This window comes from Jatrophihabitans sp., assembly GCF_035474675.1.
Taxonomy (GTDB): Bacteria; Actinomycetota; Actinomycetes; order Mycobacteriales; family Jatrophihabitantaceae; genus Jatrophihabitans_A.
The window spans coordinates 1-21,942 of record NZ_DATINC010000096.1 but is presented as its reverse complement, the minus strand read 5'-3'; the positions used below and the strand labels follow the sequence as shown (position 1 = coordinate 21,942).

14 protein-coding genes are annotated in these 21,942 nt (G+C 71.1%); 10 read left to right on the top strand and 4 right to left on the bottom strand.

The features are described 5' to 3' along the window. The first annotated feature begins 104 nt into the window (after window positions 1-104). From VLJ82_RS11490 to VLJ82_RS11450, 9 genes are all read left to right on the top strand, one after another. Window positions 105-1,439 carry an MFS transporter gene (locus VLJ82_RS11490; RefSeq protein ID WP_408663487.1) on the top strand — a complete coding sequence of 445 codons (1,335 nt, stop codon included), beginning with the start codon at window positions 105-107 and terminating at the stop codon, window positions 1,437-1,439. Between the two features lie 142 nt (window positions 1,440-1,581). Beyond that, entirely contained in the window at window positions 1,582-1,788 is a 207-nt protein-coding gene (locus tag VLJ82_RS11485) for an MbtH family protein (protein ID WP_408663486.1), read from the top strand. After that, on the top strand, window positions 1,788-2,603 hold the full coding sequence (locus VLJ82_RS11480; RefSeq protein ID WP_408663485.1) for a thioesterase II family protein: 816 nt from the start codon (window positions 1,788-1,790) through the stop codon (window positions 2,601-2,603). The genes VLJ82_RS11485 and VLJ82_RS11480 overlap by 1 nt, the downstream gene beginning before the upstream one ends. Continuing rightward, window positions 2,600-4,453, top strand: coding sequence for a condensation domain-containing protein (locus tag VLJ82_RS11475; RefSeq protein ID WP_408663484.1), 1,854 nt, complete (start codon window positions 2,600-2,602; stop codon window positions 4,451-4,453). Before VLJ82_RS11480 ends, VLJ82_RS11475 begins: the two co-directional genes overlap by 4 nt. Before the next feature lie 34 nt (window positions 4,454-4,487). Further along, entirely contained in the window at window positions 4,488-7,847 is a 3,360-nt protein-coding gene (locus VLJ82_RS11470) for a non-ribosomal peptide synthetase (RefSeq protein WP_408663483.1), read from the top strand. A 16-nt stretch (window positions 7,848-7,863) separates the two neighbouring features. Further along, window positions 7,864-11,265 (top strand): non-ribosomal peptide synthetase, encoded by a 3,402-nt coding sequence (locus tag VLJ82_RS11465; RefSeq protein WP_408663482.1) that lies wholly within the window; start codon window positions 7,864-7,866, stop codon window positions 11,263-11,265. After that, window positions 11,262-13,829: a condensation domain-containing protein gene (locus VLJ82_RS11460; RefSeq protein WP_408663481.1), complete on the top strand. Its 2,568-nt coding sequence runs from the start codon at window positions 11,262-11,264 to the stop codon at window positions 13,827-13,829. The genes VLJ82_RS11465 and VLJ82_RS11460 overlap by 4 nt, the downstream gene beginning before the upstream one ends. A gap of 9 nt (window positions 13,830-13,838) precedes the next feature. Beyond that, window positions 13,839-14,996: an acyl-CoA dehydrogenase family protein gene (locus tag VLJ82_RS11455; protein ID WP_408663480.1), complete on the top strand. Its 1,158-nt coding sequence runs from the start codon at window positions 13,839-13,841 to the stop codon at window positions 14,994-14,996. Between the two features lie 46 nt (window positions 14,997-15,042). Beyond that, window positions 15,043-16,170, top strand: a complete 1,128-nt coding sequence (locus VLJ82_RS11450) for an acyl-CoA dehydrogenase family protein (RefSeq protein WP_408663479.1) — start codon at window positions 15,043-15,045, stop codon at window positions 16,168-16,170. A 35-nt stretch (window positions 16,171-16,205) separates the two neighbouring features. On the opposite strand, the gene VLJ82_RS11445 is transcribed toward VLJ82_RS11450, so the two are convergent. From VLJ82_RS11445 to VLJ82_RS11430, 4 genes are all read right to left on the bottom strand, one after another. Further along, complete coding sequence (locus VLJ82_RS11445) at window positions 16,206-16,364, bottom strand: VOC family protein (RefSeq protein WP_408663528.1); 159 nt, start codon at window positions 16,362-16,364, stop codon at window positions 16,206-16,208. Window positions 16,365-16,593: 229 nt separating this feature from the next. Further along, window positions 16,594-19,233 (bottom strand): class III lanthionine synthetase LanKC, encoded by a 2,640-nt coding sequence (gene lanKC / locus VLJ82_RS11440; protein ID WP_408663478.1) that lies wholly within the window; start codon window positions 19,231-19,233, stop codon window positions 16,594-16,596. A gap of 262 nt (window positions 19,234-19,495) precedes the next feature. Further along, complete coding sequence (locus VLJ82_RS11435) at window positions 19,496-20,308, bottom strand: ABC transporter permease (RefSeq protein WP_408663477.1); 813 nt, start codon at window positions 20,306-20,308, stop codon at window positions 19,496-19,498. Beyond that, a complete protein-coding gene (locus VLJ82_RS11430; protein ID WP_408663476.1) occupies window positions 20,305-21,204 on the bottom strand; it encodes an ABC transporter ATP-binding protein in 900 nt (299 codons plus the stop codon). Before VLJ82_RS11430 ends, VLJ82_RS11435 begins: the two co-directional genes overlap by 4 nt. Window positions 21,205-21,591: 387 nt before the next feature. Here VLJ82_RS11430 and VLJ82_RS11425 point away from each other — a divergent pair. Beyond that, the coding region (locus VLJ82_RS11425) for a hypothetical protein (protein WP_408663475.1) at window positions 21,592-21,942 on the top strand (351 nt) is incomplete at its 3' end.

Below are 21,942 nucleotides of genomic sequence, written 5' to 3'. Positions count from 1 at the left end.
GACATGCGGTACAAAGACCATCAACGTCACATCGGCGCCTGGCTGTCGGCCGGTCGTTCCCGGCCGCGGCCGGGGCAGCGCCGAGGGTGGGCAGGGAGCGGACCGTGGCAACCTCGACGACCGGCATCGCAGGTCCGGTGGCCAAGCAACGTGGCCTGATCTTTCGTCATCACGACTTCCGCTGGTTCTGGGGCGGCCAGGCCATCTCGGTGGTGGGCACCCGGGTCACCGCGATCGCCCTGCCGCTGGTCGCGGCCCTCACCCTCGGCACCGGCGCCGGCGGGGTGAGCGTGATCGCCACCGCGTCCTTCCTGCCGAACGTGCTGCTGCCGCTGTTCGTCGGCAACTGGCTGGAGAGCCGGCGCCGGCGCCGGATCATGGTCTATGCCGATCTGCTGCGGGCGGCGTTGCTGGCGCTGGTCCCACTGGCCTGGGCGTTGGACAGGCTGTCGCTGCCGTTGCTGGCCGTGGTGGCGTTCGGGGTCGGCTCGGCCAGCGTGGCGTTCGAGGTGGGCAGCTTCGCCTACGTACCGAGCCTGGTGGACGAGGAGGATCTGCCGGCCGCCAACCAGGCGCTGCAGGGCTCGGCAACCGTCGCGCAGGTGGCCGGTCCGGGCTTCGCCGGCCTGCTGGTGCAGGTGGCCGGACCGGCAGGGGCGATCGTGGTCGACTCGGTGAGCTACCTGGCCAGCGTGTTCGGCCTGACCGCGGCTCGCCAACCGGAGCCACCGCCGGAGGTCGACACCACCATGCGGGCCGGACTTCTCGAGGGCGTCAGGCAGACCCTGGGCAATCCGATCCTGCGGGCACTGACCACGCACGCGGCCATCTTCAACATGTCCGGGCAGATCCTGACCGTGAACCTGGTGGTGTGGCTGGTCAAGGAGCGGCAGCTCAGCCCGGGTGGCTACGGGCTGGCGCTGTCCGCCGGTGGCGTGGGCGCCTTCTGCGGGACCATGATGGCGCTCCGGCTGGCCCGCCGGCTGGGCTACGGCCGGGCGTTCGCCTCGGCGCTGATGCTGTCCTGCGGTGCGCCGCTGCTGCTGGCCACCTTCCCGTTCCACGGTTATGCCCTCGGCGCTGCGGTGGCCTGCGTCCAGCTGGTCAGCGGCACCGGGCTGGGCAATGCCAACGTGCTCTCGGTGACGCTGCGCCAGGTCGGCGCGCCACGCGGCACGCTGGCCCGCACCAGCGCGGGATACCGGGCGCTGATCTATGGCGTGATCCCGTTCGGCAGCGCCCTCGGCGGTGTCATCGGCCAACTGGCCGGCAGCCGCACCGGCGTCGCGGTCGGCACCATCGGCTTCGCCGTCTCGGCCATCCCGATGGTCCGCCGGCAGATCCGGACGCTGCGCGATCCGAAGGACGCCCGGCAGCTGGTCGAGCAGGCGCCCGCCGCGGCTTCGGAGCCCGGCGAGGCCGTGGCCCGAGAGTCCTGACCGTCCCGGGTCAGTAGTCATCGCCGCGTTGACAACAGGTCGGCGCGACGGTTGATGTAGCCGGTCGAATTCGCTCATAAAGTCAGCGAAGCCAGCAAAACCATGCAATTCGTTGGCTGTACCGAGCCCGAAAGAGGTTCCAGTGTCTGACTCCACCCAGCCGGAACGGTCCTACCACGTCGTCGTCAACCACGAGGAGCAGTACTCGATCTGGCCTGCCGATCGGGAGATTCCGGCCGGCTGGCGAGCCGAGGGCACCAGCGGAAGCAAAGCTGCCTGCCTGGAACGGATCGAGCAGGTGTGGACGGATATGCGTCCGAGAAGCCTGCGCGAGTCGATCGACGCGTGATGACCCGGCCCTCGACGTCGCCGGTGTCCGACCGGCCGACAGCCACCGGTCGGAAGCCGACCCGCTGGCTGCTGCGCCGGCCGGACGAGGATGCCGCCGCCCGGATCTTCTGCTTTCCCTACGCCGGCGTGGGCGCGTCCATGTACGCCGGCTGGCCGCCCCAGGTCGGACCGGCCGAGGTCTGCCTGCTGCAGCTGCCCGGCCGGGAGAACCGGCTGCATGAGCCGCACTACGGCGATTACCACGCGCTGGCAGACCAGCTCATCGAGCAGCTGCTGCCGTACCTGGACCGGCCGTTCGGCTTCTTCGGCCATTGCAGCGGCGCCATGCCGGGGTACGCCACGGCGCTGCGCCTGATGCTGGACGGCCTGCCGACACCGGCGACGCTGTTCGTCTCGTCCCAGGTGGCACCGCACCACGGCCCGCACAGCCGGTTCCTGTCGATGACCGATGACGAATTGCGCGTCGAGCTGGCCGGGCTGGTGGCCGCGCTGGGCGGCATCCCGGATCCGGACCTGCTCACCCTGGGGCTGGGCGTGCTGCGCCGCGACGTCGAGGCGTACCGGCAGTACCGGGTGCCCGGGCCAGTGGTGCTGCCCGGCCGGATCACGGCGATCGGCTGGTCCGACGACCCCGAGATCACCCCCGAGCAGCTGACCGGCTGGGGCCGATACGCAGCACCGGAGCGCTTCCGCCGCGTCGTGTTGCCCGGTGCGCACTACTCATTCTTGTCCGCTCCCGAGGCGTTGCTGGCCGAGCTGGCGGTGGACATGGAGCTGGCGGTGGCCGCCGCCGAACCCGAGGGGCGAACATGACCACGGTGCCTGTTACCAGCACGCAGCGGCGCGCCGAGCTGTTGGAGAAGCTGCGGCGCAGGCGCCTGCAGCAGGACGACCAGATCACCGCCGAGCCGTGGGGCGGTCCGGCCGAGATGTCCAGCCAACAGCTGGGACTCTGGCTGGCCAGCGAGCTCAACCCCGCCAACACCGCCTACAACATGGTCACCGTGATGCGGTTGCGCGGGCCGTTCGACGTCGCCTCGCTGCGCGGCGCACTGTCCGGACTGACCGACCGGCACGAGGCATTGCGCACCAGCTTCGCCGAGCAGGACGGGGCCCCGCGGATGTACGTGGCGCCGGCACCGGGCCCGATCTGGCTGGAACAGTTCGATGTCAGCGACGTACCGGAGCCGAACCGGGAACAGCGCGCGCTGCGACTGGTCGCCGACTCCTGCCGGCAGCCGATGGATCTGCGGTGCGCCCCACTGCTGCGGGTCTTTCTCGCCCGGCTGGATCGCCAGGATCATCTGCTCGGCTACGTCCTGCACCACATCGTCGCCGACGGCTGGTCGATGCAGCTCGTGGTCGGCGAGCTCAACGAGCGCTACCGTGCCGAGGTCGAGGGCCGGGTTCTGGACCTACCGCCCCTGGCCATCCAGCCGAGCGACGTCTACCGCTGGCAGCGCAACCGGCTGTCGGCCGACGGGGTGCAGCGACGGCTGGCACAGTGGCGGGAAAAGCTGAGCGGGATGCCGCCGCTGCGGTTGCCGCTGGACCGGCCCCGGCCGGCCGTGGTGGGCACGATCGAGGGCCGGGCCGTCGTGGAGCTGCCGCCCGGTCTGCTGGCCCGCGCCGACGAGCTCGCCCGAGCGGTCGGCCGCACCCCGTTCTCGGTACTGCTCGCCGCCTTCGCGGTGCTGATGCAGCAGCGCAGCGGGCAGTACGACCTCGCCGTCGGCAGCGTGCTGTCCGGACGGGTCCGTACCGAGCTGGAACCGCTGATCGGGTACTTCGCCAACACCGCGGTGCTGCGCATCCGGACGGCTGCCGACCAGCCGGTCGGCCAGCTCATCCGGCACTGCCACGACGTGTTGCTGGATGCCCAGGAAACCCAGGACATCCCGTTCGCCGACGTGGTCAACGCGGTCGCTCCGGAACGGGTGCCCGGCACCAATCCGCTGTTCCAGGTCTGCTTCACGCTGGCCTACCGCGGCTACACCAACACCCTGCTAGCCATCGACGGCGTGCAGGTGGAGCAGCTGCCCATCAGTCCCCCGGGTTCCCGCTTCGACCTGTCCTTCCAGGTCACCGAGCGGGCGGACGGCACCGCCGCGTTGAGCCTGGAGTATGCCGGCGAGCTGTTCGACGAGACCACCATGCTGCGACTGGGCGCCGACTACGGCAGCATCCTGCAGACGCTGCTGGCCGATGCCGACGGCGCGGCGCTGACCGTCGGAGAACTCCAGCAGGCAAGCCGGCTGGGCACCCCGGCCACCGGCCAGGCCACGATCCCGGCAGCCGGAGCGGAGCCGGGTGGCACCCGGGCTGCCGGCGGCACCGAAGCCAGCACGCCGGCCGAGACGGAGCGCCCGATCGAGCTCGACGACCTGCGCGAGGTGCTCAGGCAGATCTGGCTGGAGGCCTGCCAGGTCAGCGAGGACGTCGGGGATGACCAGAGTTTCTTCGAGCTGGGCGGCACCTCGCTGACCGCGGTGCGCCTGCGGTCCCGGATCGTCAGCGAGCTGGGCATCGACATCCCGCTCGCCGACATCTACGCCGGCGGCAGTGTGCTCGACCTGTTGCCGCACATCCAAGGCGCACTGGCAGGCGGCCCGGACGCTACCGACGCCGGCCTGCCGAACCGACCGGCCGTGCCCACCGGCTGACGTCGAGGACCCGAACCATGAGGAAGGCAAGCAGATGACCGAAGCCCCCGCCACGGCCGAGGCGCTTACCACCGCACGGCAGGCGCTGATCAACTGGAAGCTGCGGCAGCGGCAGAACCGGCTGGCCGAGCAGGACCGGATCGAGCCGGTGTCCCGGGACGGGCTGCTGCCGGTCAGCGACCAGCAGCGCTACCTGTGGTTCCTGAACCAGCTCACCCCGGATCTGCCGGTGTACAACATGCCGGCCGCCCGCAGGTTGCAGGGCGAGCTGGACGAGCAGGCGCTGCGCGACGCGGTGACCGAGCTGGTGGCGCGGCACGAGAGCCTGCGGACCAGGTTCGTCTCCGAACACGGGCTGCCGTGCCAGGTCATCGACCCGCCGGCCCCGGCGCAGCTCGAGGTGGTCGACCTGACGTCGCTGCCAGCCGCCGACCGGCTGGCGGAGGCGATCGAGCTGGCCCAGCAGGAGGTGCGCCGACCGTTCGACCTCAGCACCGGACCGTTGCTGCGCTGTTGGCTGGCCCGGCTGGATGAGCAGGACCATGTGCTGCTGCTGACCTGCCACCACATCATCAGCGACGGTTGGTCGGTCGGCATCATCACCCGCGAGCTGGGTGCGCTGTATGCCGGCCGGGGTGACGAGCTGCCTCCGGTGAAGCTGCAACCGGTCGACTACGCGGCCTGGCAGCAGCGACAGCTCAGTGTCGAGGCCAGCAACCACCATCTCGCCTACTGGCGGGAGCAGCTCGCCGACCTGCCGACCCTGGACCTGCCGACCGACCGGCCGCGCGCCAAGCAGGCCAGCTGGCGGGGCAGCTTCTGTGACCGCCCACTGGCGCCGGAGCTGATCGAAGCGGCCCGCCAACTGGCGGCCGCCGAGTCGGTGCTCTCGGTGCTGTCGGTGCTGACCGCGGCCTTCTACGCGGTGCTCTTCCGCTATACCGGCGAGAACGACATGGTGATCGGCTCGGTGTTCTCCGGCCGGACCAGGTCGGAGCTGGAAGGCATGGTCGGATTCTTCGCCAACTCGCTGGTGCTGCGCACCGACCTGGGCGGCGATCCGACCGGCCGCGAGCTCATCAAGCGCTGCAGCAGCACCGTACTCAGTGCGATGGGCCACCAGGACGTGCCGTTCGGCAGCGTGGTGCAGGAGCTGAAGCCGGAACGGGTGTCCGGCCGCAACCCGCTCTTCCAGATCTGCTTCACCCTGCTCACCGAGGACTTCGCCAACGAGTACAGCTTCGGCGATGTGACGGTGACGCGGCTGCCGTTGCAGCTGGGAACCTCCCGCTTCGACATGGCCTTCCAGGTCAACACCAGCTCCAACGGCGATGCCTCGGTCCGGATCGAGTACTCCACCGAGCTGTTCGACCAGGACCGGATCGACCGGCTGGTCGACCACTACGAGACCGTGCTGGCCGCTATCGTCGCCGACCCCGATCGCCGGCTCAGCCAGCTGCAGCTGCTTCCCGAGGCGGAGTCGCGGCTGGTGGCGCACGAGTGGAACCCGGAGCCGCTCGACCTCGGCACCGGCGAGCTGCTCCTGCACGACCTGGTCGCCGCGGCCGCGGTACGCACGCCCGAACGGACCGCGGTGCGGTTCGAGGGTGCGGACGTCAGCTATGCCGAGCTGGACGCGCAGGCCAACCAGCTGGCCCGGCTGCTGCAGGCCGAGCACCGGGTCGGGCCGGAGCAGCTGGTGGCCATCCTGCTCGACCGCGGCCCCCGGATCCCGCTCGCCCAGCTGGCGGTGCTCAAGGCCGGTGGCGCGTGGCTTCCGCTGGATCCGATGCATCCGGCGAACCGGATCGCCTTCCAGCTCTCCGACGCCGGGGCGGCGGTGGTCATCACCGACTCGTCGCTGGCCGCGGTGCTGCCGCCCGAGCTGCCGCGGGTCGTGCTGGACGACCCGGACGTCGCACGCCGGCTGGCCGGGTTCGCTCCGGTCGCACCGGTGTGCGCCGCTCGCCCGGACAATGCCGCCTACCTGATCTACACCTCCGGCTCGACCGGTGCGCCCAAGGGCGTGCTGGTGCCACACCGAGCGGTGGTCAACTTCATCGGCGCGGCCCAGCAGCTGTTCTCGATCGTTCCGGACGACCGGGTACTGCAGTTCGCCAATCCGGCGTTCGACGTCAGCATCTTCGACATCTACCCGGCACTGGCGCACGGGGCCACGGTGGTCGGCGCACCACGCTCGGTGCTGCACGACGTGGACCAGCTCGCCGTGCTGCTGCGGCAGGAGCGGATCACCGTCTGCGACCTCCCGCCGGCCGTGCTGGGCCTGCTCGACCCGGACTCGCTGCCGGACCTGCGGGCGTTGTTCGTCGGGCTGGAGGCTTTTCCGGCAGAGCTGGTCAACCGGTGGCGGACGCCGCGCCGGGAGTTCCACAACGGCTACGGGCCCACCGAGGCGACGGTGGCCTGCGCGGACTACCTGTGCCCGGTGGAGCCGCTGACCACGCCGCCGCCGATCGGGCGTGCGATGGCCAACTACCGTTGCTACGTCCTGGACGCGGCCGGGAACCTGGCGCCGATCGGCGTTCCCGGCCAGCTCCACGTCGCCGGGGTCGGCGTGGCACGCGGCTACGTCGGCCAGCCGGCCCTGACCGCCGAGCGGTTCCTGCCGTGCCCGTACGGCGAACCGGGCGAGCGGATGTACGCCACCGGCGACGTGGTGGCCTGGCGGTCCGACGGCCAGCTGCAGTTCGTCGGCCGGGCGGACCGGCAGGTCAAGATCCGGGGCCTGCGCATCGAGCTCGGCGAGATCGAGCACGCGCTGGCATCCCTCGACGGCATCCGGCAGTCGGCCGTGGTGGTGAGCGAGGCAGCACCCGGCGGGCCGCGACTGGATGCCTACCTGGTGCTCGACCAGGCGGGCGGTCCGGCACCGGAGCTGGACACCGACGCCCTGCTCGGGCAGCTGGCCACCCAGCTGCCGCTGCACATGGTCCCCGCCACGTTCACCGTGCTGGACACCTTGCCGTTGAACGCGAACGGAAAGCTGGACCGGGACCGGTTGCCCGAGCCCGCGGCGCCCGGGTCGGCTCACGTACCGCCGGCCACCGAGACCGAGCGGATGGTTGCCGGCATCTGGCGCGACCTGCTGAACGTCGATATCGAACGCATCGGCCGGCGGGACAGCTTCTTCCGGCTCGGTGGCAGCTCGCTGCAAGCCACCCAGTTGCTGTCCCGGATTCGCGATGTGTTCTACCTGACGCTGGATCCGCGCGAGCTGTTCACCCATGCCACGTTGCACCAGCTCGCCACGCTGATCGAGGAGACCCTGCGTGCCGGCCTGGACGAGGCGGAGCTGTCGGAGCTGGAGGCCGAGATCGCCGGCATGTCCGAGGGCGAGATCACCCGGCTGCTCGCCGAGAGCGCCGACGAGTAGCAGGGAAGAGTGTGCCGTGCCGGACAAGCCAGAGCAGAGTGCCCGGGAGTTGCGGGAGCGGTTGATCCGCCAACGGCTCGCTGAACCGGCCGACGGCGTGCTCCCGGTGGGCCGGGACGGACTGCTGCCGCTGTCCTGGCAGCAACTGGGTCTGTGGTTCCTGTACCAGTGGGATCCGCAGTCGCCGACCTACCACCTGCCGCTGGTGCTGCGGTTGCGCGGCGAGCTGGACCGGGTCGCGCTGGCGGGTGCGTTGCGCGCGGTGCTCGTCCGGCACGAGGGCCTGCGGACCCGGGTGGCGGTCAGCGACGGCCAGCCGTGGCAGCTGATCGACCCGCCGCCGGCCGACCTGGCGGTGCCGGTGTTCGACCTGCCCGCGACCGGCTGGCAGGACATGGTGGCCGACGAGATCAGCCGGCCGTTCCGGCTGCTGGACGAGCCGGGCTTCCGTTACTGCCTGGGCCGGCTGGCCGACGACGACCACGTCCTGATCCTCAGCTTCCATCACATCGTCAGCGACGGCTGGTCGCTCGGCATCGTGGCCGCCGACCTCGGCGAGGCTTACCGTGCTCTCGTCCGCGGCGAGTCGGGCGAGCTGCCGCGGCTGGCCGTCCAGCCGGCCGACTACGCACACTGGCAGCGCGCGCACCGCGACCGGCTCGATGCCGGATTGGCTTTCTGGGCCGAGCAACTGGCCGACCTGCCGACCATCGCGCTGCCCACCGACCGGCCCCGGCCGGCGGCTCCCACCGGGGCCGGCGCCGGGTGGAACGCGGTGGTGGAACCGGCCGTCGCCGCCGGCGTAAGTGAGCTGGCCGGCCGGCTCCGGGTCAGCCCGCTGGCGGTGCTGCTGGCCGGTTACAGCACCGTGCTGCACCGCTACACCGGCCAGGACGACCTGCCGATCGGCTCGGTCTTCTCCGGCCGCACCCGCACCGAGCTCGAGCCGATGGTCAGTTTCTTCACCAGCACCGTGGTACTGCGCACCCGGCTGGACGGCGATCCGACGGTGAGCAGCCATATCCGGCGCTGTTCGGACACCATCTTGACGGCCATGCAGCACCAGGACATCCCGTTCCCGCTGATCGTCGACACGGTGAAGCCGGAGCGGGTGCCCGGCCGGAACCCGCTGTTCCAGACCTCGCTGTCGCTGGTTCCGGCCCAGCTGTCCGGCTCCGGCGGCGGGTTGGCGATGGCCGGCATCCGGTCGGAGCCGGTCCCGCTCAGCCTGCGCGGCGGGGCCCGGTTCGACCTGCGGTGCGAGGTCATCCCGCAACCGGACGGCTCGTTGCGGCTGTTCGTCGAGTACTCCACCGAGCTGTTCGACCAGACCCGGATACGGGCGCTGACCGAGCACTTCCGAACGGTGCTGGCCGCCATGGTCGCCGACCCCGAGCAGCCGCTGGCCGCGCTGGAGCTGCTGCCCGACGCCGAACGCGAACTGGTCGCCACCGGCTTCAACCAGCCCGCCGACATGCCACCGGTGGCCTTCGCGGGCGATTCGGTGGTCGGGCTGATGGCCGCCACCGCCCGGTCGGCGGCCGGCCGGTGCGCGGTGTGGTACGCCGGGTCCTGGCTGAGCTATGCCCAGCTGGACGCGCAGGCCGGCCGGCTGGCACTGCGGCTGGCCGATGCCGGCGTGCGCCGCGGCCAGGTGGTCGGCATATGCGGATACCGCTCCCTGGAACTGGTGATCGGCATGCTTGCGGTGCTGAAGGCCGGTGCGGTCTACCTGCCGCTCGATCCTGACCAGCCGCCGGCCCGGTCGCAGTTCCAACTGGCCGATGCCGGTGCGGTGCTGCTGCTCGCCCAGCCCGGCGTCGGCCTGCAACCGCCGGCCGGGATCGGCCGGATGGAGCTGCCGGCGGCCGAGCAGCCACACACCGGCGACCCGGCGCAGGGTGCGCCCGAGGACTACCTCCCGGTGCCCGGCGAAGACCGGTTGCCGACCGTCGACGGCCGGGATCCGGCTTATCTGATCTACACATCCGGCTCCACCGGCACTCCGAAGGGGGTGCTGTGCAACCATGCCGGGTTGCTCAACCGGCTGGGCTGGATGCAGGCGAAGTACTCGATCGACGCGACCGACCGGGTACTGCAGAAGACTCCGTACACGTTCGACGTCTCGGTCTGGGAGTTCTGGTGGCCGCTGCTGACCGGCGCCCGGCTGGTGCTGGCTGCCCCCGGCGGTCATCGGGATCCGGGCTACCTGGCCGGCGTGCTGGCCGAGCAGCAGATCACTGTCTGCCACTTCGTACCCTCGATGTTGCGGGCGTTCCTGGATCAGCCGGAGGCGCAGCTGCCGGCGTTGCGGCACCTGTTCTGCTCCGGCGAGGCATTGCCGGCCGACCTCCGGGACCGGGCGCTGGGCCGGTTGCCCACCGGTCGGCTGCACAACCTGTACGGACCCACCGAGGCCAGCATCGACGTGACCGCCTGGACCTGCTCGGCCGCCGACGGCCCGACCGTGGTGATCGGCCGTCCGATCACGAACATGCGGGCCTACGTGCTGGATCACCTCGACCGGCTGGCTCCGGTCGGGGTCACCGGACGGCTGTTCCTGGCCGGAGTGGGATTGGCCACCGGCTACCTGGGCCGGCCGGGACTGACCGCCGAGCGATTCGTGCCGTGCCCGTTCGGCGAGCCCGGCGGCCGGATGTACGACTCCGGCGACCTGGCTCGCTGGCGCCCGGACGGAACCCTGGAATACCACGGCCGCACTGACCACCAGGTCAAGCTGAACGGCCAGCGCATCGAGCTCGGCGAGATCGAGCACGCGCTGACCCGGCACCCCGCGGTCACCGCAGCCGCGGTGCGCCTGATCGATCCCGGCAACGGCCGGCCGCCGTTCCTGGCCGGCTACCTCACCGCCGTGGCACCGGCACCGAGTGACGCGGACCTGCGTACCCACCTGTCCCATCTGCTGCCGCTACACATGATCCCGGCCACCCTCACCGTCCTGGACAGGCTTCCGCTCAACACCAGCGGCAAGCTCGACCGCAGCCGGCTCCCGGCGCCTGAGCCGGCCCCGGTCACCGTGCCGACCGTCACCGAGCGCACCCTCGCCGGCATCTGGACCACGTTGCTGCGGCCCGCGGTGCCGCCGCGCCAGGACCACAACTTCTTCCAGCTCGGCGGCAGTTCGCTGCTGGTGATGCAGCTGATCTCCCGGATTCGCGAAGCGTTCGGCGTCGAGATCGCGGTCAAGCAGGTGTTCCTGTCCCCGGTGCTCGGCGACCTGGCTGCCGAGGTCGACCGGCTGGCCACGACGCAGGCACTCGACGACGCCGAGTTGCAGAGCATCGACGACCAGCTCGACACCATGTCGGACGAGGAGATCGAGCGGATGCTCGCCGAGGAATTCGGCGACTCCGCCGAACGCACCGCACCAGGCCTGCCCAGCGGCGGCGGCGAATGACCGCCGACCTGGCTTCGACCCAGGACCGGCGGCAGGAGCTGCGCGACCTGCTCATCCGCCGCCGGCGGGCGGAGCTGGCGGGCGGGGTGGTGGCGGTGGGCCGGGACGGGTTGTTGCCGCTGTCCTGGCAGCAGCTGGGCCTGTGGTTCCTGTACCAGTGGGATCCGGAGTCAGCGACGTATCACCTGCCGTTGGTGCTGCGGTTGCGGGGCCGGCTGGACCGGGCCGCACTGGCCGCGGCGGTACGGGCGGTGCTGCTCCGGCACGAGGGGTTGCGAACCCGGTTCGTGATCGAAAACGGCCAGCCGTGGCAGCTGATCGACCCGCCACCGACGGAGGTGGACGTGCCGGTGGCCGACCTGCCGCAGGCGGGGTGGCAGCGGTCGGTGGCCGAGCAGGTGCGCCGGCCGTTCCGGCTGCTGGCCGAACCGGGTTTCCGGTGGTGGCTGGGCCGGCTGTCCGACGAGGACCACGTACTGGTGCTCAACTGCCATCACATCCTCACCGACGGTTGGTCGGTAGGCATTCTGAGCGCGGATCTGGGCGCGGCCTACCGGCAGGCCAAGGCCGGCAACGGACCGGTGGAGCTGCCGGTTCTGGCGGTGCAACCGGCCGATCACGCGATGTGGCAGCGCCAGCACCGGGATCAGCTCAATGCCGGGCTGAGCTACTGGACCGAGGCGCTGGCCGGGCTGCCCACCCTGCGACTGCCCGCCGACCGACTCCGGCCAGCGGTGCCGACCGGAGCCGGGGCCGGGCTGGGCAGCAGCATCGACCAGGTCACCGCGACCGGCCTGACCGCACTGGCAGGCCGGTTGCGGGTCAGCCCGCTGGCGGTGCTGCTGGCCGGGTTCACAGCCGTGCTGCACCGCTACACCGGCCAGGCCGATCTGCCGGTCGGCTCGATCTTCTCCGGCCGCACCCGCACCGAGCTCGAGCCGTTGGTCGGCTACTTCGCCAACACTGTCGTGCTCCGCACCCGGATCTCCGGCCAGGCCAGCGTCACCAGCCACATCCAGCACTGCCACGCCACCATCCTGGCCGCCCTGCAGCACCAGGACACCCCGTTCACCCTGCTCGTCGACACCCTTCGACCACCTCGGGTCCCGGGGCAGAATCCGCTGTTCCAGATCTCGCTGTCGCTGCTGCCGGCCGCGATCGGAGCCGAGCTGCGGCTCGCTGACCTGTCCGCGACCCCCGTCGGGCTGACGACCAGCGCCTCTCGCTTCGACCTGGCCGTGCAGGTCGCTCCGCAGGCCGACGGCACCATGTCGGTCTGGGCGGAGTACTCCACCGAGCTCTTCGAGGCGGAGCGGATCGAACGGCTGCTGTCGCACTTCACGGCAGCGCTCGCCGAACTGGTGGCCGATTCGTCCCGGCCACTGGAGCAGCTGCTGATGCTGGACGAGACCTCACGCAAGCTGGTGGACGGGCCGTTCCGGACGGGCACCGCCGCGGCGCCAGCGCTCGACCGGCCCCGGCAACCGGCTCCCGGCAGCGCCACGCTGCCGGCGCTCACCGCCGTCTGGACCGAGCTGTTGACACCGGCCACCCCGCTGCAACCGCACGACAACTTCTTCACCCTGGGCGGCAGCTCGCTCGCGCTGGCCAGGCTGACCACGGCGATCCAGGAGCGGTGCGGCGTCCAGGTCACCGTTCGGGACCTGTACCTGGCACCGACCCTGGACGCGATGGCGAGCCTGATCGACGAGCGGGCCGCGGACCGGTCATCGACGCCCACCGCCGGTCAGTCCGCCCTGCTGCCGCTGCGTACCGGCGGCTACCGGCCGCCGTTGTTCCTGGTGCATGCCATCGGCGGGTCGGCCGCCAGTTACCTGCCATTGGTGGGGTTGCTGAGCCCGGCCCAGCCCATCTATGCCTTCGAGGCGTCGAGTGTCCGGCCGGGGAGCACCATCGCGAGCATTGCGGCGCAGTACCTGGCCGAGGTGCGCGCGGTGCAGCCGCACGGCCCGTACCGGCTGGCCGGCTGGTCGGTCGGCGGGGTCATCGCCCAGCAGCTGGCGGTGAACCTGCGCTCGGCCGGTGAGGACGTTGGGTTGCTGGCACTGCTGGACGCGGTGCCGAGCGAGCCCGGCAGCCAGGTGCCGGACCGCGCCGGGTTGCTCGGCTGGTTCCTGCGCGACCTGGCGGGTATCCAGGGTGGTCGCATGCCGATGCTGGATACCCAGCTGCTGCGAGACCTTCCGGAGTCCGAGCAGCTGGCCCGGGCGATCGCCGACCTGGTCGCGCAGGGAACCATCGACGAGGCGGACCAGGCGTCCGTCGCCACCCGGTTCGAGGTGTTCGGCGAACTCGCGCGCGCGTTCCTGCAGCATCGGCCCACTCCGCTCGACTGCCCGACCGAACTGCTGGTGGCAGCGCGCGGAGCCGTCGATCCGATCCCGCGCTGGCAAGCGGTCGGTGGCCCGTTGATCGTGCACCACGTGCCCGGCAACCACTACACGATGTTGCAGCCACCGCACCTCGGCCTGGTGGCCGCGGTGCTCAACCAGCTGTTGCTGCGGTCCTGCGACCGCCACGCCCACCGCGCAATGTCGGGATGAGGAGGACCGGTGAACCTAGAACTCACCCCTGAGCAGGAGTCGTTCCGCCGTGCCGTGTGCGCACTGCTGTGTGAGGAATCGGTGCGCGAGGAGGTGGCGCGGGCCCGCCGGTTGCCGGCCGACCAGGAGCCGGGCCTGCTGGAGGTCTACCGCCGGCTGGCGGAGCGGGGCTGGTTGGCGATCAACTGGCCTGCCGAACACGGCGGGTTGGGCAGCAGCGTGGTGGAGAAGGCGATCCTGACCGAGCAGATGATCGTGCACGGCATTCCCGACGTGGTGCACACCCTGTCGGTGGACATCGTCGGCCTGGCCATCCAGCGGCTGGGCACCGAGGCGCAGAAGCGACGGTGGCTGCCGCGGATAGCGGCCGGCGAGGGTGCCGGATGCGTGTTGCTCACCGAACCCGAGATCGGCTCCGATCTCGGCGGCCTGAGCACCCGGGCCGAGCCGGACGGCGATGGCTGGCGGCTGCACGGCCGCAAGGTCTACAGCCTCAAGTCGCAGTTCGCCGACCTGGCCCTGTGCGCCGCGCGGACCACCGAGTCGGAGGTTCGGTTCCACGGCATCACGGTGTTCATCGTGCCGATGCGGGCGCCCGGCGTGCGGGTCGAGCCGCTGTGGAGCATGAGCGACGAGCGGTTCAACCAGGTGGTGCTGTCCGGCATTCGGCTGACCGCGGAAGACGTGTTGGGCGAGGTGGACGACGGCTGGCAGGTGTTGCACGACCTGTTGGGGATCGAACGCACCGGTATCGAGTTCGAGGCCAAGGCCAGACGGCTGCTCGATGCGGTGCTGGACGAGACGGAGCGGACCGGCTCGGTCGAGGGCAGCGAGTACGGCGAGCTGCTCGTCGAACTGGACGCCGAGGTCTGGGCGGGCCAGCTGCTGGCCTGGCATGCCTTGGGCGACATGCTCGACGGCGACCTGGACGACGTGCGGTGCGGCATGGCCAAGTGGCACACCACCGAGACGGCGAAGCGGATCTCCGAACTGGGTCCGGAGATCTGCGGGCTGACCGCGCTGCTGTCGGCCCGGGACGCCGAGGCCGCACCGGGATGGCTGCTGGAGTCGGCCTTTCGGGACGCACCGGGATTGACGCTCGCCTCGGGCACCTCGGAAGTGATGCTCTCGCTCATTGCCAGTGCCGGGCTCGGCCTGCTCGGCTGAGCTGCCCAGGCCGTCGCCGGGATCACCCGACTAGGAGGAAGTCTGTATGGAGATCAGGCTCAGCGCGGCGCAGTTGGCGGTGCAGGCACGGTTCGCGCCGCTGTTCGACGACGAGGAGCTGACGTCGAGCATCCGCAGGATGGGTGAGCAGCCGCGCGCCGGAACTCCGGCGGAGATCGAGCAGTTGCGGCAGCTGGTGTGGGGCGCACTCACCGATCTGGGCGCCACCCGGCTGTTGCTGCCGGAACGGCACGGCGGCGAGGCAGCCGGCCAGCAGGGCGCGGTGGCGCTCGCCGAACTGCTGGGCGGCGTTCTCTACCAGGGCCCGCTGCTGGACACGATGACCGCGACCGAGGCGGTGCTGGCCGACGGGACGAACGGCAAGCTGCTGGAACGGATCGGTGAGGGCGCGCCGGTGGCTCTGGCGGTGCGGGAGTCCGGTTCGGACACGCCGGCCGTGCCCGGACCGGTGGAGCTCGTCGGCGGCCAGCTGACCGCCCGGCGGCGTTTCGTCAACTACGCCGCGGATGCCGAGTACCTGTGCCTGATCGGCACCGGACAAGGCCAGCCGATCTGTGCGGTGACGGCACGCGAGCATCCGACGGTGTCGCTGCGGCGGCAGCAGGACACCGGCCGCGGCGAGTGGTACGACGTGGCACTGGACCGGACCCCGGTGCTGGCCGCACCGGCCGGGTTCGGCGCGGCATGGCCACGGGTGCTTGCCGCCGCCCGGCTCAGGCAGTCGGCGTACCTGGTGGGCATGTGCCAAGCGGCGTTGGCACTTGCCGTGCGGCGGGCCACCACTCGGCGCCAGTTCGGCCAGCCGATCGGACGGTTCCAGGCGCTCGCGTTTCCGCTTGCCGCTGCCGCCACCCGCATCGAGGGTGCCTGCTGGCTGGTGCGGGCGACCGCCTGGGAGGCCGACCAGGGCATCGACATCCGGTTGCGGGCGGCGCAGGCCCTGGCGATGGCGGCCGACCTCAGCCGGACCACGATGTCGGCCACCATGCAGGTGCACGGTGCCTACGGAATGACCGAAGGGGCCGACAGCCAGCTGTTCTACCGCAGGGCAGCCGTCGAGCGCAGTTGGCTGGGTTCTCCGCGCGCCCTGCGTGCGGAGGTGGTGCCGCTGCTGGTCCAGCGCCGATCCGATTCGGTGATCGGTCGGCGGTGAGGTCGGGGGAAGTCGTTCCTTGCCGGCCCGGACGCTCAGGCGTGGTCGATGACGCAGAACTCGTTGCCGTCCGGGTCGCGGAGCACCACGAAGTCGGCATCGTCGGGGTAGGGCCAGTCCTGCGCGCGGGTGGCACCGAGGTCGCGCGGCTGGTAGCCGAGCGCCGCGGTCCAGAACCGGACCGCTCGGGCCATGTCCTGGACGTTGAGCACCACCGTGGCCAGCTGCAGGTCACCGACCAGCTCGTTGCCCGCCAACGGGGCAGCGTACTGCGGCGGGGATGGTGTGGCGCGGGGGTGGGTGTGGCGCCTGCCGGGCACGCGGAACAGGCCGTGCCCGGCAGGCCGCTGGCATCACTGGCAGACGCTGCCGCTGCTGCTGCCGGTGCGAATGCCGCAGGCGAACGGGTCGAATTCGGCCTCTTCAGTCTGCAAACGCAGGACTTCTTCCATGGTGATCCCTCCTTTCCTCCGGTAGTGACGAGACAAGGTCGGTCGGCACGATCAACTGGGCGGGGCCGTGACCGGCATTGGTCAGCCGGCTCAGCGCCAGCAGGACACCGGCCGCACCGGACCAGAGGTCGGCGGACAGCCGTTGTCCGGGCTCACCCAGCCAGCCCACGCCCTCCGGCCGCGGAATGGCGTAGCGGAACAGCCCACGAGCGTTCACCAGGGCTGCCTCGCCCAGCTCGGGCCGGTTCAGCCGGTCGCCCACGTCGGCCAGTGCCACGGCGAGCCCGGCCAGTCCCGGGAACAGGCCGGCCAGCGCGGCGAACCGCACCGCGCAGGCGCGCAGGCACTGCTCCAGCACCTCGGCCGCGACGGCGCCACCGGCGAACTCGGCGTCCGGCCGGTGTGCCAGGTACCGGGACAGCACCACGGCGTATCCCGCGCTGCCGGCGAACAGGTACGGATAGACCCGGCGATCCTTCGGAGCTGCGCGAAAGCCCAGGCCGTCCACCGGCAGTGGCTCGGCGTAGGCCAGCTCCTCCTCCAGCAACCGCAGGCCGCGGCTGAACAACGCCCGCTCCCCGGTACAGCGATACATCTGGTACAGGACGAGCGCCACGCCGGTCCGGCCGCCGACCAGCCCCGAACGCTTGGTGGAACTCAGCTGGGCGTTCAGCTCATCAGGCTCCGGAAGGCCGTCCAGCAGCTGCCCGGCCAGATCCAGCCAGCGCTGCTCACCCGTCCGGCGGTGGTGGGCCAGCAGGCCGAACGCGGTGCCGGCCGCACCGCCGCCGAGAGTCGCCGAGGTGCGGTTGAGCGGGTGGGCGGCCGCGGCGGTGAGCAGCGTCTCGGCCGCGTCCACCTCGCCCAGCTCGGCCAGCACGCCGGCAATTCCCGCGCTTCCGTACAGCAGGCCCGGCGCGCTGGTCCCGGCCGCGGCGAGCGCCTCGGTCCGCAGCCTGCGCACCACCGCCGGGTCGCATCCCCGGCCCGCCCGGTGCAGCGCGTACAGCACGCCCGCGGTGCCCGCGGCCAGTGCCCGGGTGTCGGTGTTGTACCCCAGCGGGTTGGTCGGATACACCCGGGCCGGGTGGTCCGGCCGGGCAACCGCCTCCAGCCAGTCCGCCGTGCGGTCGGCCAGCCAGCGCAGAGCCGCGACGGGGTTGCGGCGAACCGCCTCCGGCGTGGGCAACACCGAGCTCTCCGTCGGCCGGTAGTAGGTGGTCGCCCACTGCCACAGCCGCGGTGGCAGCGGCGCAATCTCGACCAGATCGGCGCGCAGGTGCTCCAGCACGGCCGGATGCCGTTCTGCCGCATCCTGAAGGGGAAACAGCAACAGCAGCGCCAGCGCCGCGAGGCCGTACCGGTCCAGCTCGCGTGGATCGCGGTCGGCCACTGCCCGCGGCTCCGGATGCAGGTAGCCGGGCGTCCCCATGATCCGGCGCACGTCGTCGATCGGCTGGACCGCCTCGAAGTCGATCAGCCTGACCTGGTCGTCGGCGTCGACCAGCACGTTGTTCGGGCTGAGATCGACGAAGACGAACCCGAGCTCGTGCAACCGGCGCAGCTGGCTGTCCAGCTGGTCGAGCAGGGCCAGCGCACGCCGGTAGTACTCGGCCACCGCCTGCTCGGTGGTCTGGGTGTCGAGCAGGGAGCTGTGGGACACCATCCAGCGGTACAGCGAGTCGCCGGGCACCATTTCCATGACGAGGTAGCTGTGTTCCCAGTGGTGGAACATCTCCACCGGCCGTGGGCACAGTCCCGGCTCCTGGGAAGAGATCGCGCGCAGCGCCAGGTACTCGGCGGTCAACCGCGACTTGGCATCGGCGCCGTCCGGCGTGTACCCGTTGTGCGCCCGCGCCTCCTTGACGAACAGCTGCTCGCCCTCCGGAGAGCGGAACCGGTAGGCGCCGCCGGCGTTGCTGTGCTGGATCACCGACTCGAAGGCGTATCCGTGCAGGGTCACCGGTCCGCCGGGGCTGGTGGTAGTGGTCTCCTGCCGGAACGGATCGGGCACGCCGGCCGGCAGGCGGAATTCCGGAAGGCGCGGGTCCTCCGTCTCCTGGCCGTCCGGGCCGGTCATGGTGGCCACCTCGGCGCCCTCGGCATCGACCCGGGTGCGGGTTCGGAAGGCCCCGTAGCGGTAGGACACGCATTCGCTGGAGCCGAACCGCCGGTCGGTGAGCACGAATGGCCCGCTGACGCCGGCCAGATCCGCCTCCAACCGCTGCATCGCGGCCAGCGCAGCCTGCTGGTCGGCCGGGTAGAGCGTGCAGAACTTGCCCGCCTGAACCCGGGCGGCGTGCTTGTCGTGCATCAGCAGGAACATCCGGCGACCGGCCAGGTGCTTGAACGGCACCCGCAGCTCGGCGCAGACCGCCGACACCACCGCCAGCACCGACTGGGCATTGTCCAGGGAACTGGACACGTGCACCTTCCAGCCCTGGTCGGGCAGCACCGAGCCGGTCGGGGCCCAGTGGGTCCACGGGCCCGAGTCGCGGCGCCGCCACTCCGATGGCATGGAGTGCACCTGGAAGCGCTGACCGGGATCAGCGGTGTCCCATGGTTCGTAGTAGTTCCGGTCGGTGACCAGGAACGACAGATCCATGGCCATCCAGGAACCCCCTCGACCCGGTAGTCCGACCGTGCCGGCGAGCCGAGCGGCTCCCCTGCCGGTCGCCGGCTACTGCGCAACCTTTTTTGGAACTTATAGGGTTAATCTGGCAAATAACCCTAATGGTGTCAAGGCCCGCTGCCTCCGCTGCCGGTCCCTTGGCGAGAGCCAGTTCTCGTGCCGGCACGGGTACGGGCGGTCCCGGCCGGGTTTTCCCGACCAGAACCGCCCGCGGCGATGCCTCGCCAGCAGCCCCGGATGCCTACTTGACCTCGGACCGCATCACCAGCCGCAGCCCCACCACCAGCGGGATGATCAACCAGCACAGGCCGGTGACGCCGATCTGGGTCCACTGCTCGCCGGTCGGCGAGCCGGTGAACAGGAAGCCCTGTGCGTAGCTGACGTCCACCCACGGGCGCAGGTCGTCGAACCACTGCTGGCTGGCGGCCAGCACCGCGAACAGCGGCGGCAGCACCAGCGAGTACACGAAGTAGCCGACGATCGCTCCGGCCGAGTTGCGGATCAGCACCCCGAGCATGAAGCCGGTCAGCAGGCCCAGGACGTTGCCCAGCACGATGCACAGCGCCTGCGCGAACGAGACGTTCCACACCACCGGGGTACCGGTGATCGCGGTGCCCACCACGTTGCCGACCGCACCGATCCCGAAGGCGAACAGCATCGAGACCACTGCCACCAGCACCGAGGCGATCGCCTTGGCACCGATCACCCGGCCGCGGTGCGGCACCAGGGTGAAGGTGGTCAGCCCGCTGCGCTGGCTCCACTCGCTGGTGACCGACAGGATCGCCACCATGGGCAGGATGACCGCCATCGGCGCACCGATCGCCGCGCCGAAGTTGTCGTAGGTGAGCTCGCTGTCCGGGGCGAACAGGATCACCGCGGTGGTCGCCAGCAGCGCCGCGATGCCGATGCTGGCCATCAACCAGAATCCCGAGCGGGTGTCGAACATCTTGCGCAGCTCGACCTGGACCACCCGCGTCAGCGGCACCGGCGACGCGGCCGCCCGCCGTTCGGTCCGGGGCTGTACCACGGCGAGCTCAGTCTGGACGGCGGTCATGCCGCTGCTCCTTCTCGTTGGGTTTCGGCAGTCAGTTGCAGGAACATCTCTTCCAGGCCGGCACCGTCGGCGGCCCGCAGCTCGGTGAGGGCGATGCCGGCCCGCAGCGCCAGCTCTCCGATCAGCACCGGATCGGCATCGGTACGCAGCGCACCGTCCGGTGACCGGCTCACGGTCCATCCCGACCCGCCCAGCGCCCGCGCCAGGCCGTCGAGGTCCGCGGCACGCACGACGGTGCCGGCCGCCTGCAGCAGCTCGGTCTTGGTGCCCTGCGAGACGATCCGGCCGTTGCCGATCACCACGATGTCGTCGGCGATCACCTCGATCTCGTGCAGCAGGTGCGAGGAGAGCAGCACGGTGCCGCCCCGGTCGGCGTAGCCGCGTAGCAGGTCGCGCATCCAGCGGATGCCGGCCGGGTCCAGGCCGTTGGCCGGCTCGTCCAGGACCAGCACCTCGGGGTCGCCGATCAGGGCGACGGCGATGCCCAGCCGCTGCCGCATGCCGAGCGAGTAGTTTCCGACCCGGCGGTCGGCTTCGGCAACGGTGAGGCTGACCAGCTCGAGCATGTCGCGCACCCGGCCGGCAGGCAGGCCCATCGTGCGCTGGGCGATGGTGAGGATCTCGCGCCCGGTGCGGCCGGCATGCTGGGCGGACGCATCCAGCAGCACGCCGACCTGCAGGCCGGGGTTGGGCAGGTCTGCGAACCGGCGCCCGGCGATGGTGGCCCGGCCCGCGGTCGGCGGGGTGAGGCCGACCACGATCCGCATGGTGGTCGACTTGCCGGCGCCGTTCGGCCCGAGGAAGCCGGTCACCCGGCCGGGACGCGCAGTGAAGCTGATGTCGTCGACGGCGGTGTAGCCGCCGTAGCGCTTGGTGAGGGCATCGATAGTGATCATGGCCGAAATCCTCGCCGCCACGCGGGGCCGGCGGATCAGGGACGGCCCTGAGAACTACCCCGGTACCGCGCGGGCCGTGGTCAGGGTCGGTTCCGGGGACATCGGTGATATCCGTACCCGGCGACCAGCTGATGACCGTTTTCGGCAGCGGTGCGTAATGGCCCGGACGCACCGGGTAGTGAAATCCACCGCGTGGCGACCCGCAGGCCGGTAGCGCCGCCGCCAGCCCGGAAACTACCCCGCCCGGCTCTTGCCAAGCCCGGCGAAGAGGTCAACCCTCATGGGCATCCGGCCCCGTGCCGACGGGATGCCGGGCATCTTTGTCCACGGGGAGGTCAACTCGACATGGCACATCCCAGAGTCCTTCTGCTGATCACCGCAACCGCAATGGCGACATTCACCGGCGCCGCCGTCGCGGTGGCCGCACCACCGGCGGACACCCTCGTCTCGGTCGGCAGCCCGGTCACCCCGTTCTCGCAGAACAAGCAGAACGAACCGGCGGTCGCCATCGACCCGGCACATCCGAACGTGGCCGTGGCCGGCGCCAACGACGAGATCGACGACGAGTCCTGCGCGGCCGGAGCGCCCAACACCTGCCCGTTCACCGAGGGCGTCGGCGTGTCCGGCTTGTACTTCTCCTTCACCGGCGGCCAGTCCTGGACCCAGCCCACCTACACCGGCTGGACCGCGCGCGACTGCCTGGGCCCGGCGCCCTGCACGCCGCACGTCGGCCCGATC